The 14,788-nt window shown below is 69.0% G+C and carries 14 protein-coding genes; 7 read left to right on the top strand and 7 right to left on the bottom strand.

Annotated elements, in window-relative coordinates; all coding sequences use genetic code 11:
* Nucleotides 1–6: 6 nt before the first annotated feature.
* From crcB to mnhG, 7 genes are all read left to right on the top strand, one after another.
* A complete protein-coding gene (gene crcB / locus AACL56_RS11185; protein ID WP_339089902.1) occupies nt 7–384 on the top strand; it encodes a fluoride efflux transporter CrcB in 378 nt (125 codons plus the stop codon).
* 75 nt (nt 385–459) lie between these two features.
* Nucleotides 460–3,363, top strand: a complete 2,904-nt coding sequence (locus AACL56_RS11180; RefSeq protein WP_339089901.1) for a monovalent cation/H+ antiporter subunit A — start codon at nt 460–462, stop codon at nt 3,361–3,363.
* Between the two features lie 219 nt (nt 3,364–3,582).
* Nucleotides 3,583–3,945: a Na+/H+ antiporter subunit C gene (locus AACL56_RS11175; RefSeq protein ID WP_339089900.1), complete on the top strand. Its 363-nt coding sequence runs from the start codon at nt 3,583–3,585 to the stop codon at nt 3,943–3,945.
* Nucleotides 3,942–5,669 (top strand): monovalent cation/H+ antiporter subunit D, encoded by a 1,728-nt coding sequence (locus AACL56_RS11170; protein ID WP_339089899.1) that lies wholly within the window; start codon nt 3,942–3,944, stop codon nt 5,667–5,669. The genes AACL56_RS11175 and AACL56_RS11170 overlap by 4 nt, the downstream gene beginning before the upstream one ends.
* Nucleotides 5,666–6,157 carry a Na+/H+ antiporter subunit E gene (locus tag AACL56_RS11165; protein WP_339089898.1) on the top strand — a complete coding sequence of 164 codons (492 nt, stop codon included), beginning with the start codon at nt 5,666–5,668 and terminating at the stop codon, nt 6,155–6,157. The genes AACL56_RS11170 and AACL56_RS11165 overlap by 4 nt, the downstream gene beginning before the upstream one ends.
* Nucleotides 6,154–6,432, top strand: coding sequence for a K+/H+ antiporter subunit F (locus AACL56_RS11160; protein WP_126022905.1), 279 nt, complete (start codon nt 6,154–6,156; stop codon nt 6,430–6,432). Before AACL56_RS11165 ends, AACL56_RS11160 begins: the two co-directional genes overlap by 4 nt.
* A 61-nt stretch (nt 6,433–6,493) precedes the next feature.
* A complete protein-coding gene (gene mnhG, locus AACL56_RS11155) occupies nt 6,494–6,895 on the top strand; it encodes a monovalent cation/H(+) antiporter subunit G (protein WP_339089897.1) in 402 nt (133 codons plus the stop codon).
* 16 nt (nt 6,896–6,911) lie between these two features.
* Here the strand turns inward: mnhG and AACL56_RS11150 are convergent, their stop codons facing one another.
* The 7 genes from AACL56_RS11150 to AACL56_RS11120 all read right to left on the bottom strand — a co-directional run bounded on the left by AACL56_RS11150 (nt 6,912) and on the right by AACL56_RS11120 (nt 14,623).
* Nucleotides 6,912–7,925, bottom strand: coding sequence for an XdhC family protein (locus AACL56_RS11150; RefSeq protein ID WP_339089896.1), 1,014 nt, complete (start codon nt 7,923–7,925; stop codon nt 6,912–6,914).
* 19 nt (nt 7,926–7,944) lie between these two features.
* Nucleotides 7,945–8,604: a CoxG family protein gene (locus AACL56_RS11145; protein WP_339089895.1), complete on the bottom strand. Its 660-nt coding sequence runs from the start codon at nt 8,602–8,604 to the stop codon at nt 7,945–7,947.
* 30 nt (nt 8,605–8,634) lie between these two features.
* Complete coding sequence (locus AACL56_RS11140; protein ID WP_339089894.1) at nt 8,635–9,849, bottom strand: vWA domain-containing protein; 1,215 nt, start codon at nt 9,847–9,849, stop codon at nt 8,635–8,637.
* A 15-nt stretch (nt 9,850–9,864) separates the two neighbouring features.
* Nucleotides 9,865–10,767 carry an AAA family ATPase gene (locus AACL56_RS11135; RefSeq protein WP_339089893.1) on the bottom strand — a complete coding sequence of 301 codons (903 nt, stop codon included), beginning with the start codon at nt 10,765–10,767 and terminating at the stop codon, nt 9,865–9,867.
* A gap of 67 nt (nt 10,768–10,834) precedes the next feature.
* Nucleotides 10,835–11,626, bottom strand: a complete 792-nt coding sequence (locus AACL56_RS11130; RefSeq protein WP_339089892.1) for an FAD binding domain-containing protein — start codon at nt 11,624–11,626, stop codon at nt 10,835–10,837.
* A gap of 35 nt (nt 11,627–11,661) precedes the next feature.
* A complete protein-coding gene (locus tag AACL56_RS11125; RefSeq protein ID WP_339089891.1) occupies nt 11,662–14,112 on the bottom strand; it encodes a xanthine dehydrogenase family protein molybdopterin-binding subunit in 2,451 nt (816 codons plus the stop codon).
* A gap of 13 nt (nt 14,113–14,125) precedes the next feature.
* On the bottom strand, nt 14,126–14,623 hold the full coding sequence (locus AACL56_RS11120) for a (2Fe-2S)-binding protein (protein WP_339089890.1): 498 nt from the start codon (nt 14,621–14,623) through the stop codon (nt 14,126–14,128).
* Nucleotides 14,624–14,788: the final 165 nt, after the last annotated feature.

Raw genomic sequence — 14,788 nt, 5'->3', positions numbered from 1 at the left:
CGAGGGATGCTGCTTCCTGTTCTCGCTATCTGCATCGGCGCCTCCGTGGGCGCACTGGCCCGCTGGGGCCTCGCCCTCTGGTTCGGCGCCGGCGGCCTCATGCCTTGGGGCACGCTGGCTGCCAACCTGATCGGCGGCTACCTCATCGGCGTGGCCATTGCCACCTTTCAGCTGCTGCCGGACCTCGACCCGGTCTGGCGGCTCGCGCTGGTGACCGGCTTTCTCGGCGGCCTCACCACCTTCTCGAGCTTCTCCGCCGAGGTCACGACCATGCTGCTCGAAGGACGGTTGGGTGTGGCCATGCTCACGGCCGCAGCCCACCTGGGCGGCTCGCTCTTCCTCACCTGGCTCGGCATTCGCACCGTGCAGGCCTTCTCCGCTTGAACAGGCTGAAAACAGCCTTATGTCTTGCGGTTATAGATAAGGCATTCCATAGGTCGGCCGATAGAATCGACCCCAATGCCCCTGGTCTTTCTCGTCGCACTCCCATTCATCGCCAGCGTGCTGGCCGCGTTGATGCCGTCCAACGCGCGCAACCGGGAGTCGACGCTGGCAGGGCTGGTCGCACTGGGTTGCGCCGTCCAGGCGGCCTGGCTTTTTCCGCAGCTCGCGAACGGCAACGTGCTGCGCCAGGAAATCGAATGGCTGCCGGCCCTGGGCCTGAACCTTGTGTTCCGCCTCGACGGCTTCGCCTGGCTGTTCTGCATGCTGGTGCTCGGCATCGGCGCACTGGTGGTGCTCTACGCGCGCTACTACATGTCGGCCTCCGACCCGGTGCCGCGCTTCTTCTCGTTCTTCCTCGCGTTCATGGGCGCGATGATGGGCGTGGTGCTCTCGGGCAACCTCATCCAGATGGTGCTGTTCTGGGAGCTCACGAGCCTGTTCTCGTTCCTGCTGATCGGCTACTGGCATCACAGGCGAGACGCGCGACGCGGCGCGCGCATGGCGCTCACCGTCACCGGGGCGGGCGGGCTGTGCCTGCTGGCCGGCGTGCTGGTGCTGGGGCGCATCGTCGGCAGCTACGAACTCGACGTGGTGCTGGCCTCGGGCGAACTGATCCGCGCCCATGCGCTCTACCCGGTCGCGCTGGTGCTGATCCTTCTGGGCGCCTTCACCAAGAGCGCGCAGTTCCCGTTCCACTTCTGGCTGCCGCGCGCCATGGCCGCGCCCACGCCGGTGTCGGCCTACCTGCACTCCGCCACCATGGTGAAGCTCGGCGTGTTCCTGATGGCGCGGCTGTGGCCGGTGCTCTCGGGCACCGAGCAATGGTTCTGGCTGGTGGGCGGCGCGGGCGCGATCACGCTGCTGCTCGGCGGCTTCATCGCGATGTTCCAGCGCGACCTGAAGGCGCTGCTCGCCTACTCCACCATCTCGCACCTCGGGCTCATCACGCTGCTGCTGGGCCTGAACAGCCCGCTCGCGGCCGTCGCAGCGGTCTTCCACGTGATGAACCACGCGACCTTCAAGGCCTCGCTGTTCATGGCAGCCGGCATCATCGACCATGAAACCGGCACGCGCGACATTCGCAAGCTCAGCGGCCTGATGCGGCTGATGCCCGTCACGGGCGCACTGGCCATCATCGCCAGCGCATCGATGGCCGGCGTGCCGCTGCTCAACGGATTCCTCTCGAAGGAGATGTTCTTCGCCGAGACGGTGTTCATCCAGGCCACGCCGTGGGTCGACTTCAGCCTGCCCGTCGTCGCCACCGTCGCGGGCATCTTCAGCGTGGCCTATTCGGCGCGCTTCGTGTTCGACGTGTTCTTCGGCCCGCCCTGCGGCAACGACGTGCCCAAGCATCCGCACGAGCCGCCGCACTGGATGCGCGTGCCGGTCGAACTGCTCGTGCTGATCTGCCTGGTGGTGGGCGTGGCGCCGGCATGGTCGGTCGGCCCGATGCTGGCGGCCGCGGCCGCGCCGGTGGTCGGCGGCGTGCTGCCCGACTACAGCCTGGCCCTGTGGCACGGCTTCAACCTGCCGCTGGCCATGAGCTTCGTGGCGCTGGCCGGCGGCGGCGTGCTGTACCTGGTGCAACGGCGGCAGCGCGCCCGCGGCGGGCTCGAGCACACGCCGCTGCTGCATCGCTTCGACGGCCAGGTCATCTTCGAACACGTGATCGCGCTGCTCAGCGAGGCCGGCCGCCGCAGCCGCCGGCTCTTCGGCACGCGCCGCATGCAGACCCAGCTCCTGCTGCTCGTGGTGGTGGCGGTGGCAGGCGCCTTCGCCGCGCTGCAACAGACACCGGCGGGCACCGGTTCGCGCGAGCTGTTGCCGTTCTCGCCGATGTTCACCATGACGTGGCTGATCGGCGGCGTCTGCGCGCTCGCCGCCGCCTGGCAGGCCAAGTTCCACCGCCTCGCGGCGCTGATGCTGGCCGCGGGCGCGGGGCTGGTCTCCTGCGTCACCTATATCTGGTTCTCGGCGCCCGACCTCGCCCTGACGCAGCTGGTGGTCGAGGCGGTAACGACGGTGCTGATCCTGCTCGGGCTGCGCTGGCTGCCGATGCGCAGCAAGGACGTCATTCAACCCGCCAGCGCGCGGCTGCGCCCGTGGGGCCGGCGCGGTCGCGACCTGCTTGTGGCCACCGTGGCCGGCGCCGGCATGGCGGCGCTGTCGTGGGCCATGATGACGCGCAGTTTTCCGCAAAGCATCTCGCCCTTCTTCCTCGATCGCGCGCTCAGCGAAGGCGGCGGCACCAATGTGGTCAACGTGATGCTGGTCGACTTCCGCGGCTTCGACACCTTCGGCGAGATCACCGTGCTCGGCGTGGTGGCGCTCACCGTCTACGCGCTGCTGCGGCGCTTCCGGCCCGCGGTCGAGTCGATGGCGCTGCCGCCGCAGCAGCGCGCGCAGTCCGACGACGGCAGCAGCGACCTGCTGAACCCGCGCCGCGCCAAGGACACCGCGGTCGGCTACCTCATGGTGCCGGCGGTGCTGGTGCGCCTGCTGCTGCCCCTCTCGGTGCTGGTGGCGGTCTATCTCTTCATGCGTGGCCACAACGCGCCCGGCGGCGGCTTCGTCGCGGGTCTGGTGATGTCGGTGGCATTGGTGCTGCAGTTCATCGTTTCGGGCACCGAATGGGTCGAGGAGCACCTGCGCATCTACCCGCGGCGCTGGATCGCCATCGGCCTGCTCTTCGCGCTGGCCACCGGCAGCGGCGCGGTGTTCTTCGGCTACCCCTTCCTGACCACGCACACCGCCCACCTGCACCTGCCGGTGCTCGGCGAGCTGCACGTGCCCAGCGCCCTCTTCTTCGACATCGGCGTGTTCGCGCTGGTGCTCGGCGCCACCATGCTGATCCTCACCGCACTGGCCCACCAATCGGTCCGCAGCCATCGCTGGGCCGACGAGCAGGCAGAACAATGACCACCCCCGTTGCTTGCTCACTCTGTGTAGCCGCCTCCCCCCTCGAGGGGACAATACCCGCGGCCCGGCACAGCCGGTTCCGCGGTGTTCCCCGCGACAAGCGGAAGGCCGTGTTGCGCGGGGCATCATCGATCCGGCTTTGCCGGGCGATCGATGCCGCCCCCGGCAGGGGGTTGGCGAAGCGACACGCAGTGCGCGCAGCCTGGGGGGGAGCCTAGGATGGAAATCGTGCTCGCCCTCGCCATCGGCGTGCTCACCGGCTCGGGTGTCTACCTGCTGGTGCGCCCGCGCACCTTCCAGGTGATCATGGGCCTCACGCTCATCTCGTACGCGGTCAACCTCTTCATCTTCAGCATGGGCCGGCTCAAGGTCGACAGCGAACCCGTGCTCACGCCCGGCTTCGCGGCCACGCTCGCCAACACCGCCGACCCGATGCCGCAGGCGCTGGTGCTCACCGCGATCGTGATCGGCTTCGCGATGACCGCGCTGTTCCTGGTGGTGCTGCTGGCCTCGCGCGGCCTGACCGGCACCGACCATGTGGATGGCGAAGAGCGCCAGGAACGCGAGGACGCGCGCGAATGACCGAGCTCTTCCGCCTGCTCGACCAGCTGCTCGAGTTCAGCATGCCGCACCTCGTGGCGGTGCCGATCCTGGTGCCGATGCTCACCGCCGCGCTGATGCTGCTGCTGGGCGAGAACCGCCGCCGCGCCAAGTCCTTCCTCAGCGTGGTCTCGGGCCTGGTCGGCCTGCTGGCCGCGCTCGCGCTGCTGCGCTGGGTGAATGCGGCCGACACCGGCGGCGGGCCGGGCTCGATCGGCGTCTACCTGCCGGGCAATTGGCGAGCGCCCTTCGGCATCGTGCTGGTGGCCGACCGGCTCTCCACCATGATGGTGGCACTGACCGGCGTGATCGCCTTTGCCGCGTCGATCTATTCCACTTCGCGCTGGGACCGCGCGGGCGTTCACTTCCATCCGCTGCTGCAGCTGCAGCTCATGGGCTTGAACGGCGCCTTCCTTACCGGCGATCTGTTCAATCTCTTCGTGTTCTTCGAGGTGATGCTGGCCGCCTCCTACGGCCTGCTGCTGCACGGCTCCGGCCGGCTGCGGGTGCAGGCCGGGCTGCATTACATCGCGATCAACCTCGCTGCCTCATCACTGTTCCTGATTGGCGCGTCGATGCTCTACGGGGCCACCGGCACGCTGAACATGGCCGACCTCGGCATGCGCATCGCCGAGCTCGCGCCCGGCGACCGCGGCCTGGTGCACGCGGCCGCCGCCATCCTGTTCACCGCCTTCTTCGCCAAGGCCGGGGCGTGGCCGCTCAACTTCTGGCTGGTGCCCGCCTACAGCGCGGCCGTGTCGCCGGTGGGCGCGGTGTTCGCGCTGCTGACCAAGCTCGGCGTCTACACCGTGCTGCGGCTTTGGACGGTGCTCTTCGCGCCCGACACCGGCGCCTCGGCCGAGTTCGGCCAGGCGGTGCTGATCGGGGCCGGCATCGCGACCCTGTTCGTCGCGGCCATCGGCATCGTCGGCACGCAGCGCCTGTCCAACCTCGCGGGCTTCAGCGTGCTGATCTCCGCCGGCACGCTGCTCACCGCGGTGGGACTGGGCCAGCCTGCCGTCTGGGCCGGCGCGCTGTTCTACCTGCTGAGCTCCACGCTCGCGGTCAGCGCGTTCTTCCTGCTCACCGACATGATCGAACGCTGGCGCAACGCCGGCATGAGCGTGGCGCCGCACGAGGCCGCGGGCAACGCACCCTTCCTGGCAGAGGACCTGCGCGCGCTCGACGACGTGAACCTCGACGACGATGCGCAGGCGCTCTATGGCCGCGCCATTCCGGCGGGGGTCGCCTTTCTCGGCCTGAGTTTCATGATCTGCACGCTGCTGCTCACCGGGCTGCCGCCGCTGTCGGGCTTCGTGGGCAAGTTCGCGATGCTCACCGGAGTGATGGGCGGCGACGCGCCGCTCTCCGCGGCCGACTGGACCTTCCTCATGCTGCTGATCGTCTCCGGCTTCCTCGCGCTGATCGCGCTCAGCCGGACCGGCATCCGTCATTTCTGGACCCAGCCGCATGCCAACCTGCCCTCGCTGCCCGCGCTCGAGGTGCTGCCGGTGGCCGGGTTGATCGCGGCCTGCATCGCGCTCACCGTCTGGTCCGAGCCGGTGATGCGCCACGCGATGGCCACCGCCGAAGGCCTGCGCATGCCCGCCGCCTACCGCGAAGCCGTCATGACCGCCCGGCAGATCCCGAACCCGGCACCCGCAGCGGCAGCGGCCAAGGCCGACGGAAAAGGCGGCACGCCGTGAAGCGCCTGATTCCCTCGCCCCCGCTGTCGTTCGCCCTCCTGGTCGTCTGGCTGCTGCTCAACCAGTCGCTGGAGGCCAGCACGCTGGTGTCGGGCGTGCTGCTTGCCATCGCCGTTCCCCTGCTGACCAAGGGCCTGCGCCCAGCCACGGTGCGCATGCGCCACCCCGGCGTGGCGCTGCGGCTGTCGGCCGTGGTGCTCTACGACATGTCGCGCTCGGTGTTCGCGGTGGCGCGGGCACTGCTCGGGCGGCGCAGCCGCGACATCCGCGCGAGCTTCGTGCAGGTGCCGCTCGACATGCGCGACCCCAACGGCCTCGCCGTGCTCGCGATGATCATGTGCCTCACGCCCGGCACCGCCTGGGGCGAAGTGGCCTTCGACCGCAGCACGCTGCTGATCCACGTGTTCGACCTCGAGGACGAGGCGGCCTTCATCGCGCAGATCAAGGCTCGCTACGAACGTCCGCTGATGGAGATCTTCGAATCATGACGCCCATCCTTTTCTGGTCGCTCAAGTTTGCGCTGTTCCTGCTGGCGGTGGCGATGCTGTGCGCGGTCGCGCGCCTGCTGATCGGTCCCTCCGCGCAGGACCGCGTGATGGCGCTCGATTGCCTCTACATCAACGGCATGCTGATGATGCTGGTGCTGGGCATCGTCTATGCGAGCGACGTGTACTTCGGCGCCGCCATGCTGATCGCGCTCTTCGGCTTCGTGAGTTCCACCGCGATGGCCAAGTTCCTGCTGCGCGGGGAGGTCATCGAATGAACGCCGCGCCGGGCCGCCCCGGACACGCTCGCACCGCAGCGCGAAGCACGGAGGTACTCTGATGAGCGATTTCATCGTGGGGCCGCTGCCCCTGTGGGCAGAGATCGTCACCGCCGTGTTCGCGGTGCTGGGGGCCGCCTTTGCGGCCATCGGCTCCTTCGGCCTGGTGCGGCTACCGACCTTCTTCAGCCGCATCCATGCGCCCACGCTGGGCGCCACCGGCGGCGTCTGGTCGATGACCGTCGCCACCATCGTGTATTTCTCGGTGCAGAGCCACAGCATCTTCCTGCATGCGGTGCTGATCGTGCTCTTCGTCGCGCTCACCACGCCGGTCACCACCATCTTCCTGATGCGCGCCGCGCTGTTCCGCGAACGGCAGAAAGGCGGCGCCGTGCCGCCCACCGCGCCGTCGGACAGCGTGCCGATCCCAAAACGACGGGCCGACGAACACGAGGAAGAGTAGGCGCGCCGGCGGCCGCTCAGGCCGTCAGCCGTTCCTTGGCGCGCGCCACTTCCATCTCGCGCGGCAGCGTCACCGCGTTCTTCACCGCGAGGATCTCGGCCATGACGCTCACCGCGATCTCGGGCGGCGTCTTGCTGCCGATATAGATGCCGATGGGCCCGCGCAGCCGCGCGAGTGATGCCTCGGTCTGGTCGAAGTGCTCGATCATCCGGTCGCGCCGCGCATCGGCATTGCGGCGCGAACCGATCGCGCCGACGTAGAAGGCATCGGTCTGCAGCGCCTCGAGCAGCGCGAGGTCGTCGAGCTTCGGGTCGTGCGTGAGCGCCACCACGCAGCTGCGTCGGTCGGGCCTGAATGCGAGCACCGCGTCGTCTGGCATCTCCGTCGTGATGTGCACGCCGGGCAGCGACCATGCGGTGCGGTATTCGGCGCGCGGATCGCACAACGTGACCGTGAAGCCGCTGAACTTGGCCATGGTGGCGAGGTACTCGGCCAGCTGGCCGGCGCCGATGAGCAGCATGCGGTACTCGGGGCCGAAGGTGTTGGTGAGCTCGACGTCGTTCACCGCGAGCTCGTCGGGTGCCCTGGCCTCTGCGAGCCGAACCGCGCCGGTGGCCAGCACGACGGTGCGCCGCATGAGCCTGCCCTGCTCCAGTTGCGCCACCAGCAGGTCGAGAGAACCCGCATCCGGCGCGTACTCGAGCAGCAGTTCCAGCGTGCCGCCGCACGGCAGGCCGAATCGGTGCGCCTCGTCGGCGGTGATGCCGTACTTCACGAGCGAAGGCGGCGCGCCCAGCGGCACGTCCTCGCCCTTGCCGTGGGCGTGGCTGTAGCGCGCGATCAGGTCGTCCTCGATGCAGCCGCCCGAGACCGAACCCACTACCGCGCCGTCTTCCGCCAGCGCCATGATCGAACCGACGGGCCGCGGCGACGAGCCCCAGGTGCGAACCACGGTCGCCAGCAGCGCACGCTTGCCGGCGCGCCGCCAGTCGCGCAGCGTGCGCAGCACCATGACGTCGAGGTTTTCCATGATGGCGCGGCCCGTCCGCTCAGCCGGCGTCGCCGGGGGCAGCGGGGTCGTCCTTCTTGCCCAGGCCCATCTTCTTCATGAGGCCGGACATCATTCCGGCCTTCTCTGCCGGCGACTCGCCCACTTCCGCCACGGACGCGGGCGGCGGGCCGTAGCGGCTCTGCATCTCGGCCTCGAAGCGCTTGAAGAAGTCGTCGGCGGTCGACTTGGCGGCGCCGTCGATCAGCCGCTGGCCGAGCTGCGCGATCTTGCCGCCGACCTGGGCCTGCACGGTGTAGTCGAGTTCACAACCGGCAGCGGGCGGCGAGGCCGCTTCGGCTTCGTGCGCCACGGCGGCATCGGCCTCGGTTTCCGCAGCTGCAGCGGCAGCAGGTGCAGCGGCCACCGGCTTGAGCGTGACGCTCGACGAGCCCTTGGCGAATCCGGCCACGCCGCCCTGCCCTTCGAAGCTCAGTTTGTAGCCGTCGGGCGCCACGATGTCCGACAGCACGACCTTGCCGTTGAACTTGGCGGACACAGGGCCGATCTTGACCGCCAGGGCCACGCTGTAGGTGTTGTCGCCGGTCAGCTCGAACTTGTCGCAGCCGGGAATGCACTTCTTCAGCGTTTCCGGGTCGTTGAGCGCTTCCCAGGCCTGTTGTTGGGTCACGCCGAGGTGTCGGTTGCCGAGCATTTCCATGGTGGTTTCCTTCTTGTACTTGCCGGCACGCTACCTGCCGGACCGCATCAGCGCGGCCAGGCTGGCGGCCAGCTGGTCGAGCGCGCTGAGATTGTGAACCGCGAGCATCGCGTCCGCATGGGCATGCAGCACGGCAGCCCCACGGGCCAGAGGGGCGTAGCCCTCGAAGCGCAGCAGTGGGTTGAGCCACAGCAGGCGGCGCGAATGGCGCCGGAGCCATTGCAGCTCCTGCGCCAGCAGCGCGGGCTCGCCGGTGTCGAGGCCGTCGCTGATCACCAGCACCAGCGTACGCCGGCCGGTCAGCCGGCGAGCATGGCTGCGGCGCAGTTCGGCCAGTGAGCTGCCGAGCCGCGTGCCGCCCGCGAAATCGTCGATCGCCGCGCTGGCCGCGCCGAGCATGGCATCGGTGTCGGCCAGCCGGAAGGCGGGGGTCAGGTCGGTCAGGCGCGTGCCGAAGGCGAACACGTCGCGCCGGCCGGCGCGACGGGTGGCCGCATGCAGGAACGCCAGCAGCAGCCGCGCATAGCGCTCCATCGAGCCCGACACGTCCACGAGCACGAGCAGTGGCAGCGGCTGTTCCCGCCGCGCGAGCCGGGGCAGCCGCAGGATCTCGCCGCCGGTGCGCGCGGCCTCGTGCAGCACGCCAGGCCAGTGCATGCGCGCGTGCTGTCGGCCGGCATCGCCCGCCACGCGCAGGCGGCGCGACGGCAGCTCGGGGATCGGCAGGCGGACGTCGCGCGCGAGCCGCTCGACCAGGCGGTATTCGTCGCTGCCGAGCGCGTTGAAGTCGGCATGCTTCAGCCGCTGGCGATCGCTCGCCGTCATCGCCGCGTCGAACCCGATCTCGCGGTCGGGTTTGGCCGGCTCGGCGGGCCTGGCGTTGTTGCGCGGCGCGGTGAGCGCCTCGCGCACGCGCGGCCGGCGCTTCGACGGCTCGGCCTTGCCTTCTGCGCTGGGCAGCATCTGCGCGAGCAGCTTGTTGGCCAGCTCAGGGTCCTGGAACCAGGCATCGAACAGCTCGCGGAACACCATGCGGTCCTGCTCGCGGCTGACCATCACGGCCTCCATGGCGGCGCCCAGGTCGAGCTTGTCCTCGACGCCGACCAGCATCGCCGCCTCGGCGGCGAGCGCGATGCGCATGGCATCGGTGCGCACGCCCGCGCGGCGCAGGGCACGGCCGAAGGCGGTGATGTTGCCGCCGAGCTTGCCCTTGCGGACGTCGCCGAGTTGCTGGATGCCGGCCATGCGCACGCCAGGCGCTCAGCGCGCGGCCGGCTCCTGGGGTTGCAGCAGGTCGGACGCCAGTTCCTGCGTCAGCGCGGCCACGTCGTCGCGCTGCTTGAACAGGATGCCGGCGGTGTCGACCACTACCTCGGGGTCGAGCTCGACCGTGTCGAGCGCAATCAGCGCCCTCGCCCACTCCACGCTCTCGGCGATGCCGGGCGCGCGCTGGAAGGCATTGACGAAGGGCGCCGCGCGCAGCCGCGCAACGAAGGCCGAGACCTGCGCCGACAACGTCTCGCCGGCCTCGGGCACGCGAGCGCGCACGATGGCCAGTTCGCGTTCGCGCTCGGGGTAGTCGAGCCAGTGGTACAGGCAGCGCCGCTTGACCGCGTCGTTGAGCTCGCGCGTGCGGTTGCTGGTGAGGATGGTGACGGGCGGCACCACCGCGCGCACGGTGCCGAGTTCGGGAATGCTCACCTGGTACTCGCCCAGGTACTCGAGCAGGAAGGCCTCGAAGGGCTCGTCGGCGCGGTCGACCTCGTCGATCAGCAGCACGGCGCCGGGCAGCGGCGTTTGCAGCGCCTGCAGCAGCGGGCGGCGGATCAGGTAGTGCGGCTGGTAGACCTCGGCCTCCACGTCCCGGGCCGCGCCCGTGGCCTCGGCCGCGCGCATGTGCAGCAGTTGCGCGGCGTAGTTCCATTCGTAGAGCGCCTCGCGCTGCTCCAGGCCGTCGTAGCACTGCAGGCGCAGCAGCTCGCGGCCCAGCGCAGTCGACAGCGCCTTCGCCAGTTCGGTCTTGCCGACGCCGGGTTCGCCCTCGAGCAGCAGCGGACGCTGCAGCTTGAGCGCGAGGAACACGGCCGTGGCGAGCCGGCGGTCGGCGAAATAGCCGGCCTGCACCAGGCCTTCGGAAAGCGAATCGATGGTCGGGAAGATCATGGCGAAGCGTAGCGGAAGAGGCGTGACGGTCGCGTCTTCCGGCCCGCCATCAGGACAGCCCGCGCGTTCAGCCCAATGCCTTGGTCACCGCGCGCTGGGTCAGCACGCCGATCAGGTTGGCGCGGTAGGCCGCAGAGGCATGCAGGTCGCTGTTCAGGTCGCTCGCGTCGATCTTCACACCGGCCGCGGACTCGGCGGCGAAGCGCTTGTTCAGCGCATCTTCCAGGCCCGCATGGAGGAACACGCCGTTGCCCGCGCCGGTGACGGCCACGCGCACGCCGCTGTCGTACTGGGCGACGAACACGCCGACCAGCGGGAAGTGCGACGCCTTCTGGCGCAGCTTCTCGTACGCCGCCCGCTTCGGGATGGGAAAGCGGATCGCGGTGATCAGCTCGTCTTCTTCGAGTGCCGTGGTGAACAGGCCCAGGAAGAAATCGTCCGCCGCAATTTCGCGCTTCGACGTGACCACGGTGGCGCCGGTGCCCAGCACCGCGCTCGGATAGCAGGCCGCCGGGTCGTTGTTGGCCACCGAGCCGCCGATGGTGCCCATGGCACGCACCTGCCGGTCGCCGATGCGCGAGGCCAGGTCGGCCAGCGCCGGGAAGGCGGCCTTCACGTCGGCGTTGTTCGCCACCTCGAGGTGGCGCGACATGGCGCCGACGCTCAGGGTGTCGCCGCTCTTCGCGATGCCGGCGAGTTCCTTGATGCCGCCCAGGTCCACCAGTTGCTCGGGGGCCGAGAGGCGCAGCTTCATCGACGCCAGCAGGGTCTGGCCGCCTGCCAGCGGCTTGGCGCCTGCCGCCAGGAGGCGGGTCGCGTCGGCCACGGACGCGGGTTGTTCGAGTGTGAAGGCGTACATGGTGCGTGGTTCCTTCGTTGTTGCTTCGTTCTTGTTTATGGAGCCGGACGGCCCTGGGTGCTGGCGGCCAGCGCGGGCTGCTGCGGCATCGAGTCCTTCGCGGCGCTGCCGCTGCCCTTCTGCATCGCCTCCCAGACACGGCTGGACGATGCGGGCATGTCGAAGTCCTTCACGCCCAGCGGCGCCAGCGCATCGAGCACCGCGTTGATCACGGCCGGCGGCGAGCCGATGGCGCCCGCCTCGCCGCAGCCCTTGGTGCCCAGCGGGTTGTGCGTGCACGGGGTGCACACGGTGTCGAGCTTGAACTGCGGGAACTCGGCCGCGCGCGGCATGGCGTAGTCCATGAAGCTGCCGGTGAGCAACTGCCCGGTCTCGTTGTCGTACACGCAGTTCTCCAGCAGCGCCTGGCCGATGCCCTGCACCAGCCCGCCGTGTACCTGGCCCTCGACGATCATCGGATTGATGATGGTGCCGAAGTCGTCCACCGCGGTGAAGCGGTCCACGCGCACCTCGGCGGTCTGCCTGTCGATCTCGACCTCGCAGATGTAGGTGCCGCCCGGGAACGTGAAGTTGGTCGGGTCGTAGAAGGCGGTCTCGTTCAGGCCCGGCTCGAGCTTGTCGAGCGGGTAGTTGTGCGGCACGTAGGCGGTGAGCGCCACCTGTCCGAACGGGATCTTCTTGTCGGTGCCCTTGACCGTGAACTCGCCGTTGGCGAACTCGATGTCGGCGTCGCTCGCTTCCATCAGGTGCGCGGCGATCTTCTTGGCCTTGGTCTCGATCTTGTCGAGCGCCTTCATGATGGCTGCGCCGCCCACCGAGATGGAGCGCGAGCCGTAGGTGCCCATGCCGAACGGCACGCGGCCGGTGTCGCCGTGCACCACGTCGACGTTCTCCACCGGAATGCCCAGGCGTGCCGCCACCACCTGCGCGAAGGTGGTCTCGTGCCCCTGGCCATGGCTGTGGGAGCCGGTGAACACCGTCACGCTGCCGGTGGGGTGCACGCGGATCTCGCCGCACTCGAACAGGCCCGCCCGCGCGCCGAGGGCACCGGCGATGTTCGACGGCGCGATGCCGCAGGCCTCGATGTAGCTCGAGTAGCCGATGCCGCGCAGCTTGCCCTGCGCTTCGCTGGCCGCCTTGCGCGACGCGAAGCCGTCGACCTCCGCCAGCACACGCGCCTTGTCCATGCAGGCATGGAAGTCGCCCGTGTCGTACTGGAGCGCCACCGGCGTCTGGTAGGGGAAGGTGGTGATGAAGTTGCGCTTGCGGATCTCGTCCTGCCCCAGGTTCATTTCCCAGGCGCAGCGCGACACCAGCCGCTCCAGCAGGTAGGTGGCCTCGGGCCGGCCCGCCCCGCGGTAGGCATCGACCGGCGCGGTGTTGGTGAACCACGCATCGACCTCGACGTAGATCTGCGGCGTGGTGTACTGGCCCGCGAGCAGCGTCGCGTAGAGGATGGTCGGCACCGCGGTCGCGAAGGTCGACAGGTAGGCGCCGAGGTTGGCGTCGGTGTGCACGCGCATGGCCAGGAACTTGCCCTGGTCGTCCATCGCCATCTCGGCGTGGCTCACGTGGTCCCGGCCGTGGGCATCCGACAGGAAGCATTCCGAGCGCTCGGCCGTCCACTTGATGTTGCGGTTGAGCTGCTTGGCGGCCCAGGTCAGGCACACGTCTTCCGCGTACAGGAAGATCTTCGAGCCGAAGCCGCCGCCCACGTCGGGTGCCACCACCCGCACCTTGTGCTCGGGCAGCCCCAGCACGAAGGCCGTCATGAGCAGGCGCTCGACGTGCGGGTTCTGGTTGGACACGTACAGCGTGTAGTCGTCGGTGCCGCGGCTGTAGCTGCCGATGGCCACGCGCGGCTCGATCGGATTGGGCACCAGCCGGTTGTTGACCAGATCGAGCTTCGTGACGTGCGCGGCGTTGGCGAAGGCCGCATCGACCGCCGCCTTGTCGCCCAGCGCCCACTTGTAGCACTGGTTGTCGGGCGCCTCGTCGTGCAGCGTGACGCCGCCGGCCTTCTTCGCTGCGTCGGCCACGCTCACCAGCGCGGGCAGCACGTCGTAGTCGACCACGACCGCCTCGGCCGCGTTCTTCGCCTGCTCGACCGTCTCGGCCACCACCATGGCCACATGGTCGCCCACGTAGCGCACCTTGTTGATCGCCAGGATCGGGTGCATCGGCTCCTTCATCGGCGTGCCGTCGGGGTTGTTGATGAGCCAGCCGCAGGGCAGCCCGCCCATCTTGCCCTCGATGTCCTTGCCGCTGAAGATGCCGACCACGCCGGGCATCTTGAGGGCCTCGGCGGTGTCGACCGACCTGATGACGGCGTGGGCATGCGGCGAGCGCACGAAGACCGCATGGCTCTGGTTGGCCAGCGTGATGTCGTCGGTGTAATTGCCCGCGCCGGTCAGGAAGCGGTAGTCTTCCTTGCGGCGCAGCGCCTCGCCGATGTGGGGCAGGTTCGAGAAGTCGGAAGCACCCATGATGCTGTTTCCTTCACGCCGTGACGGTGGTCTTGACCGGAGCGCCCGAGGCCATCGCCTCGCCGCCCATCTTCACGGCCTTTACGATGTTCTGGTAGCCCGTGCAGCGGCACAGGTTGCCGTCGAGCAGTTCGCGGATCTCCGATTCGCTCGACTTCGGGTGGTGGGTGCACAGGTCGATGGCGCTCATGACCATGCCCGGTGTGCAGAAGCCGCATTGAAGGCCGTGACACTCCTTGAAGGCAGCCTGCATGGGGTGCATGGTGCCATCGGCCTCGGCGATGCCCTCGATGGTGGTGATGTCCGCGCCCGCTGCCTGCGCGACCAGGATGTTGCACGACTTCACTGCCCTGCCGTTCACATGGACGGTGCAGGCACCGCACTGCGCGGTGTCGCAGCCGACGTGCGTCCCGGTGAGATGGAGGTGCTCCCGGATGGCGTGGACGAGGAAGGTGTTGGGAGGAGCGTCGACCGTGACCTGGCGGCCGTTGACCTTGAAAGCGACCTGCATGTGGCTGTCTCCGTTGAAGGTGATGGCTGGTTCAGCAAAAGGCATCTTGGATGCCGGTCCGTCGCGCCATCCTAGGCAAAAACCCTTGACACTTGCACAGAGCGCGCGAAATTCTCAAAATGAAACAGGTTGCCGCCCGGCGAGCCCGGAAAAGCCGCCGCACGA

This window comes from Variovorax paradoxus (assembly GCF_902712855.1).
Taxonomy (GTDB): Bacteria; Pseudomonadota; Gammaproteobacteria; order Burkholderiales; family Burkholderiaceae_C; genus Variovorax; species Variovorax paradoxus_Q.
Note: the sequence above shows the minus strand (reverse complement) of the source record. Positions and strands in the feature narration are given on the sequence as shown.

Excerpts from the sequence above, each read along its gene's own strand:
- crcB (WP_339089902.1), top strand. The coding sequence starts at position 7 with ATGCTGCTTCCTGTTCTCGCTATCTGCATCGGCGCCTCCGTGGGCGCA.
- AACL56_RS11180 (WP_339089901.1), top strand. The coding sequence starts at position 460 with ATGCCCCTGGTCTTTCTCGTCGCACTCCCATTCATCGCCAGCGTGCTG.
- AACL56_RS11175 (WP_339089900.1), top strand. The coding sequence starts at position 3,583 with ATGGAAATCGTGCTCGCCCTCGCCATCGGCGTGCTCACCGGCTCGGGT.
- AACL56_RS11170 (WP_339089899.1), top strand. The coding sequence starts at position 3,942 with ATGACCGAGCTCTTCCGCCTGCTCGACCAGCTGCTCGAGTTCAGCATG.
- AACL56_RS11160 (WP_126022905.1), top strand. The coding sequence starts at position 6,154 with ATGACGCCCATCCTTTTCTGGTCGCTCAAGTTTGCGCTGTTCCTGCTG.
- mnhG (WP_339089897.1), top strand. The coding sequence starts at position 6,494 with ATGAGCGATTTCATCGTGGGGCCGCTGCCCCTGTGGGCAGAGATCGTC.
- AACL56_RS11150 (WP_339089896.1), bottom strand. The coding sequence starts at position 7,925 with ATGGAAAACCTCGACGTCATGGTGCTGCGCACGCTGCGCGACTGGCGG.
- AACL56_RS11145 (WP_339089895.1), bottom strand. The coding sequence starts at position 8,604 with ATGGAAATGCTCGGCAACCGACACCTCGGCGTGACCCAACAACAGGCC.
- AACL56_RS11140 (WP_339089894.1), bottom strand. The coding sequence starts at position 9,849 with ATGGCCGGCATCCAGCAACTCGGCGACGTCCGCAAGGGCAAGCTCGGC.
- AACL56_RS11135 (WP_339089893.1), bottom strand. The coding sequence starts at position 10,767 with ATGATCTTCCCGACCATCGATTCGCTTTCCGAAGGCCTGGTGCAGGCC.
- AACL56_RS11130 (WP_339089892.1), bottom strand. The coding sequence starts at position 11,626 with ATGTACGCCTTCACACTCGAACAACCCGCGTCCGTGGCCGACGCGACC.
- AACL56_RS11125 (WP_339089891.1), bottom strand. The coding sequence starts at position 14,112 with ATGGGTGCTTCCGACTTCTCGAACCTGCCCCACATCGGCGAGGCGCTG.
- AACL56_RS11120 (WP_339089890.1), bottom strand. The coding sequence starts at position 14,623 with ATGCAGGTCGCTTTCAAGGTCAACGGCCGCCAGGTCACGGTCGACGCT.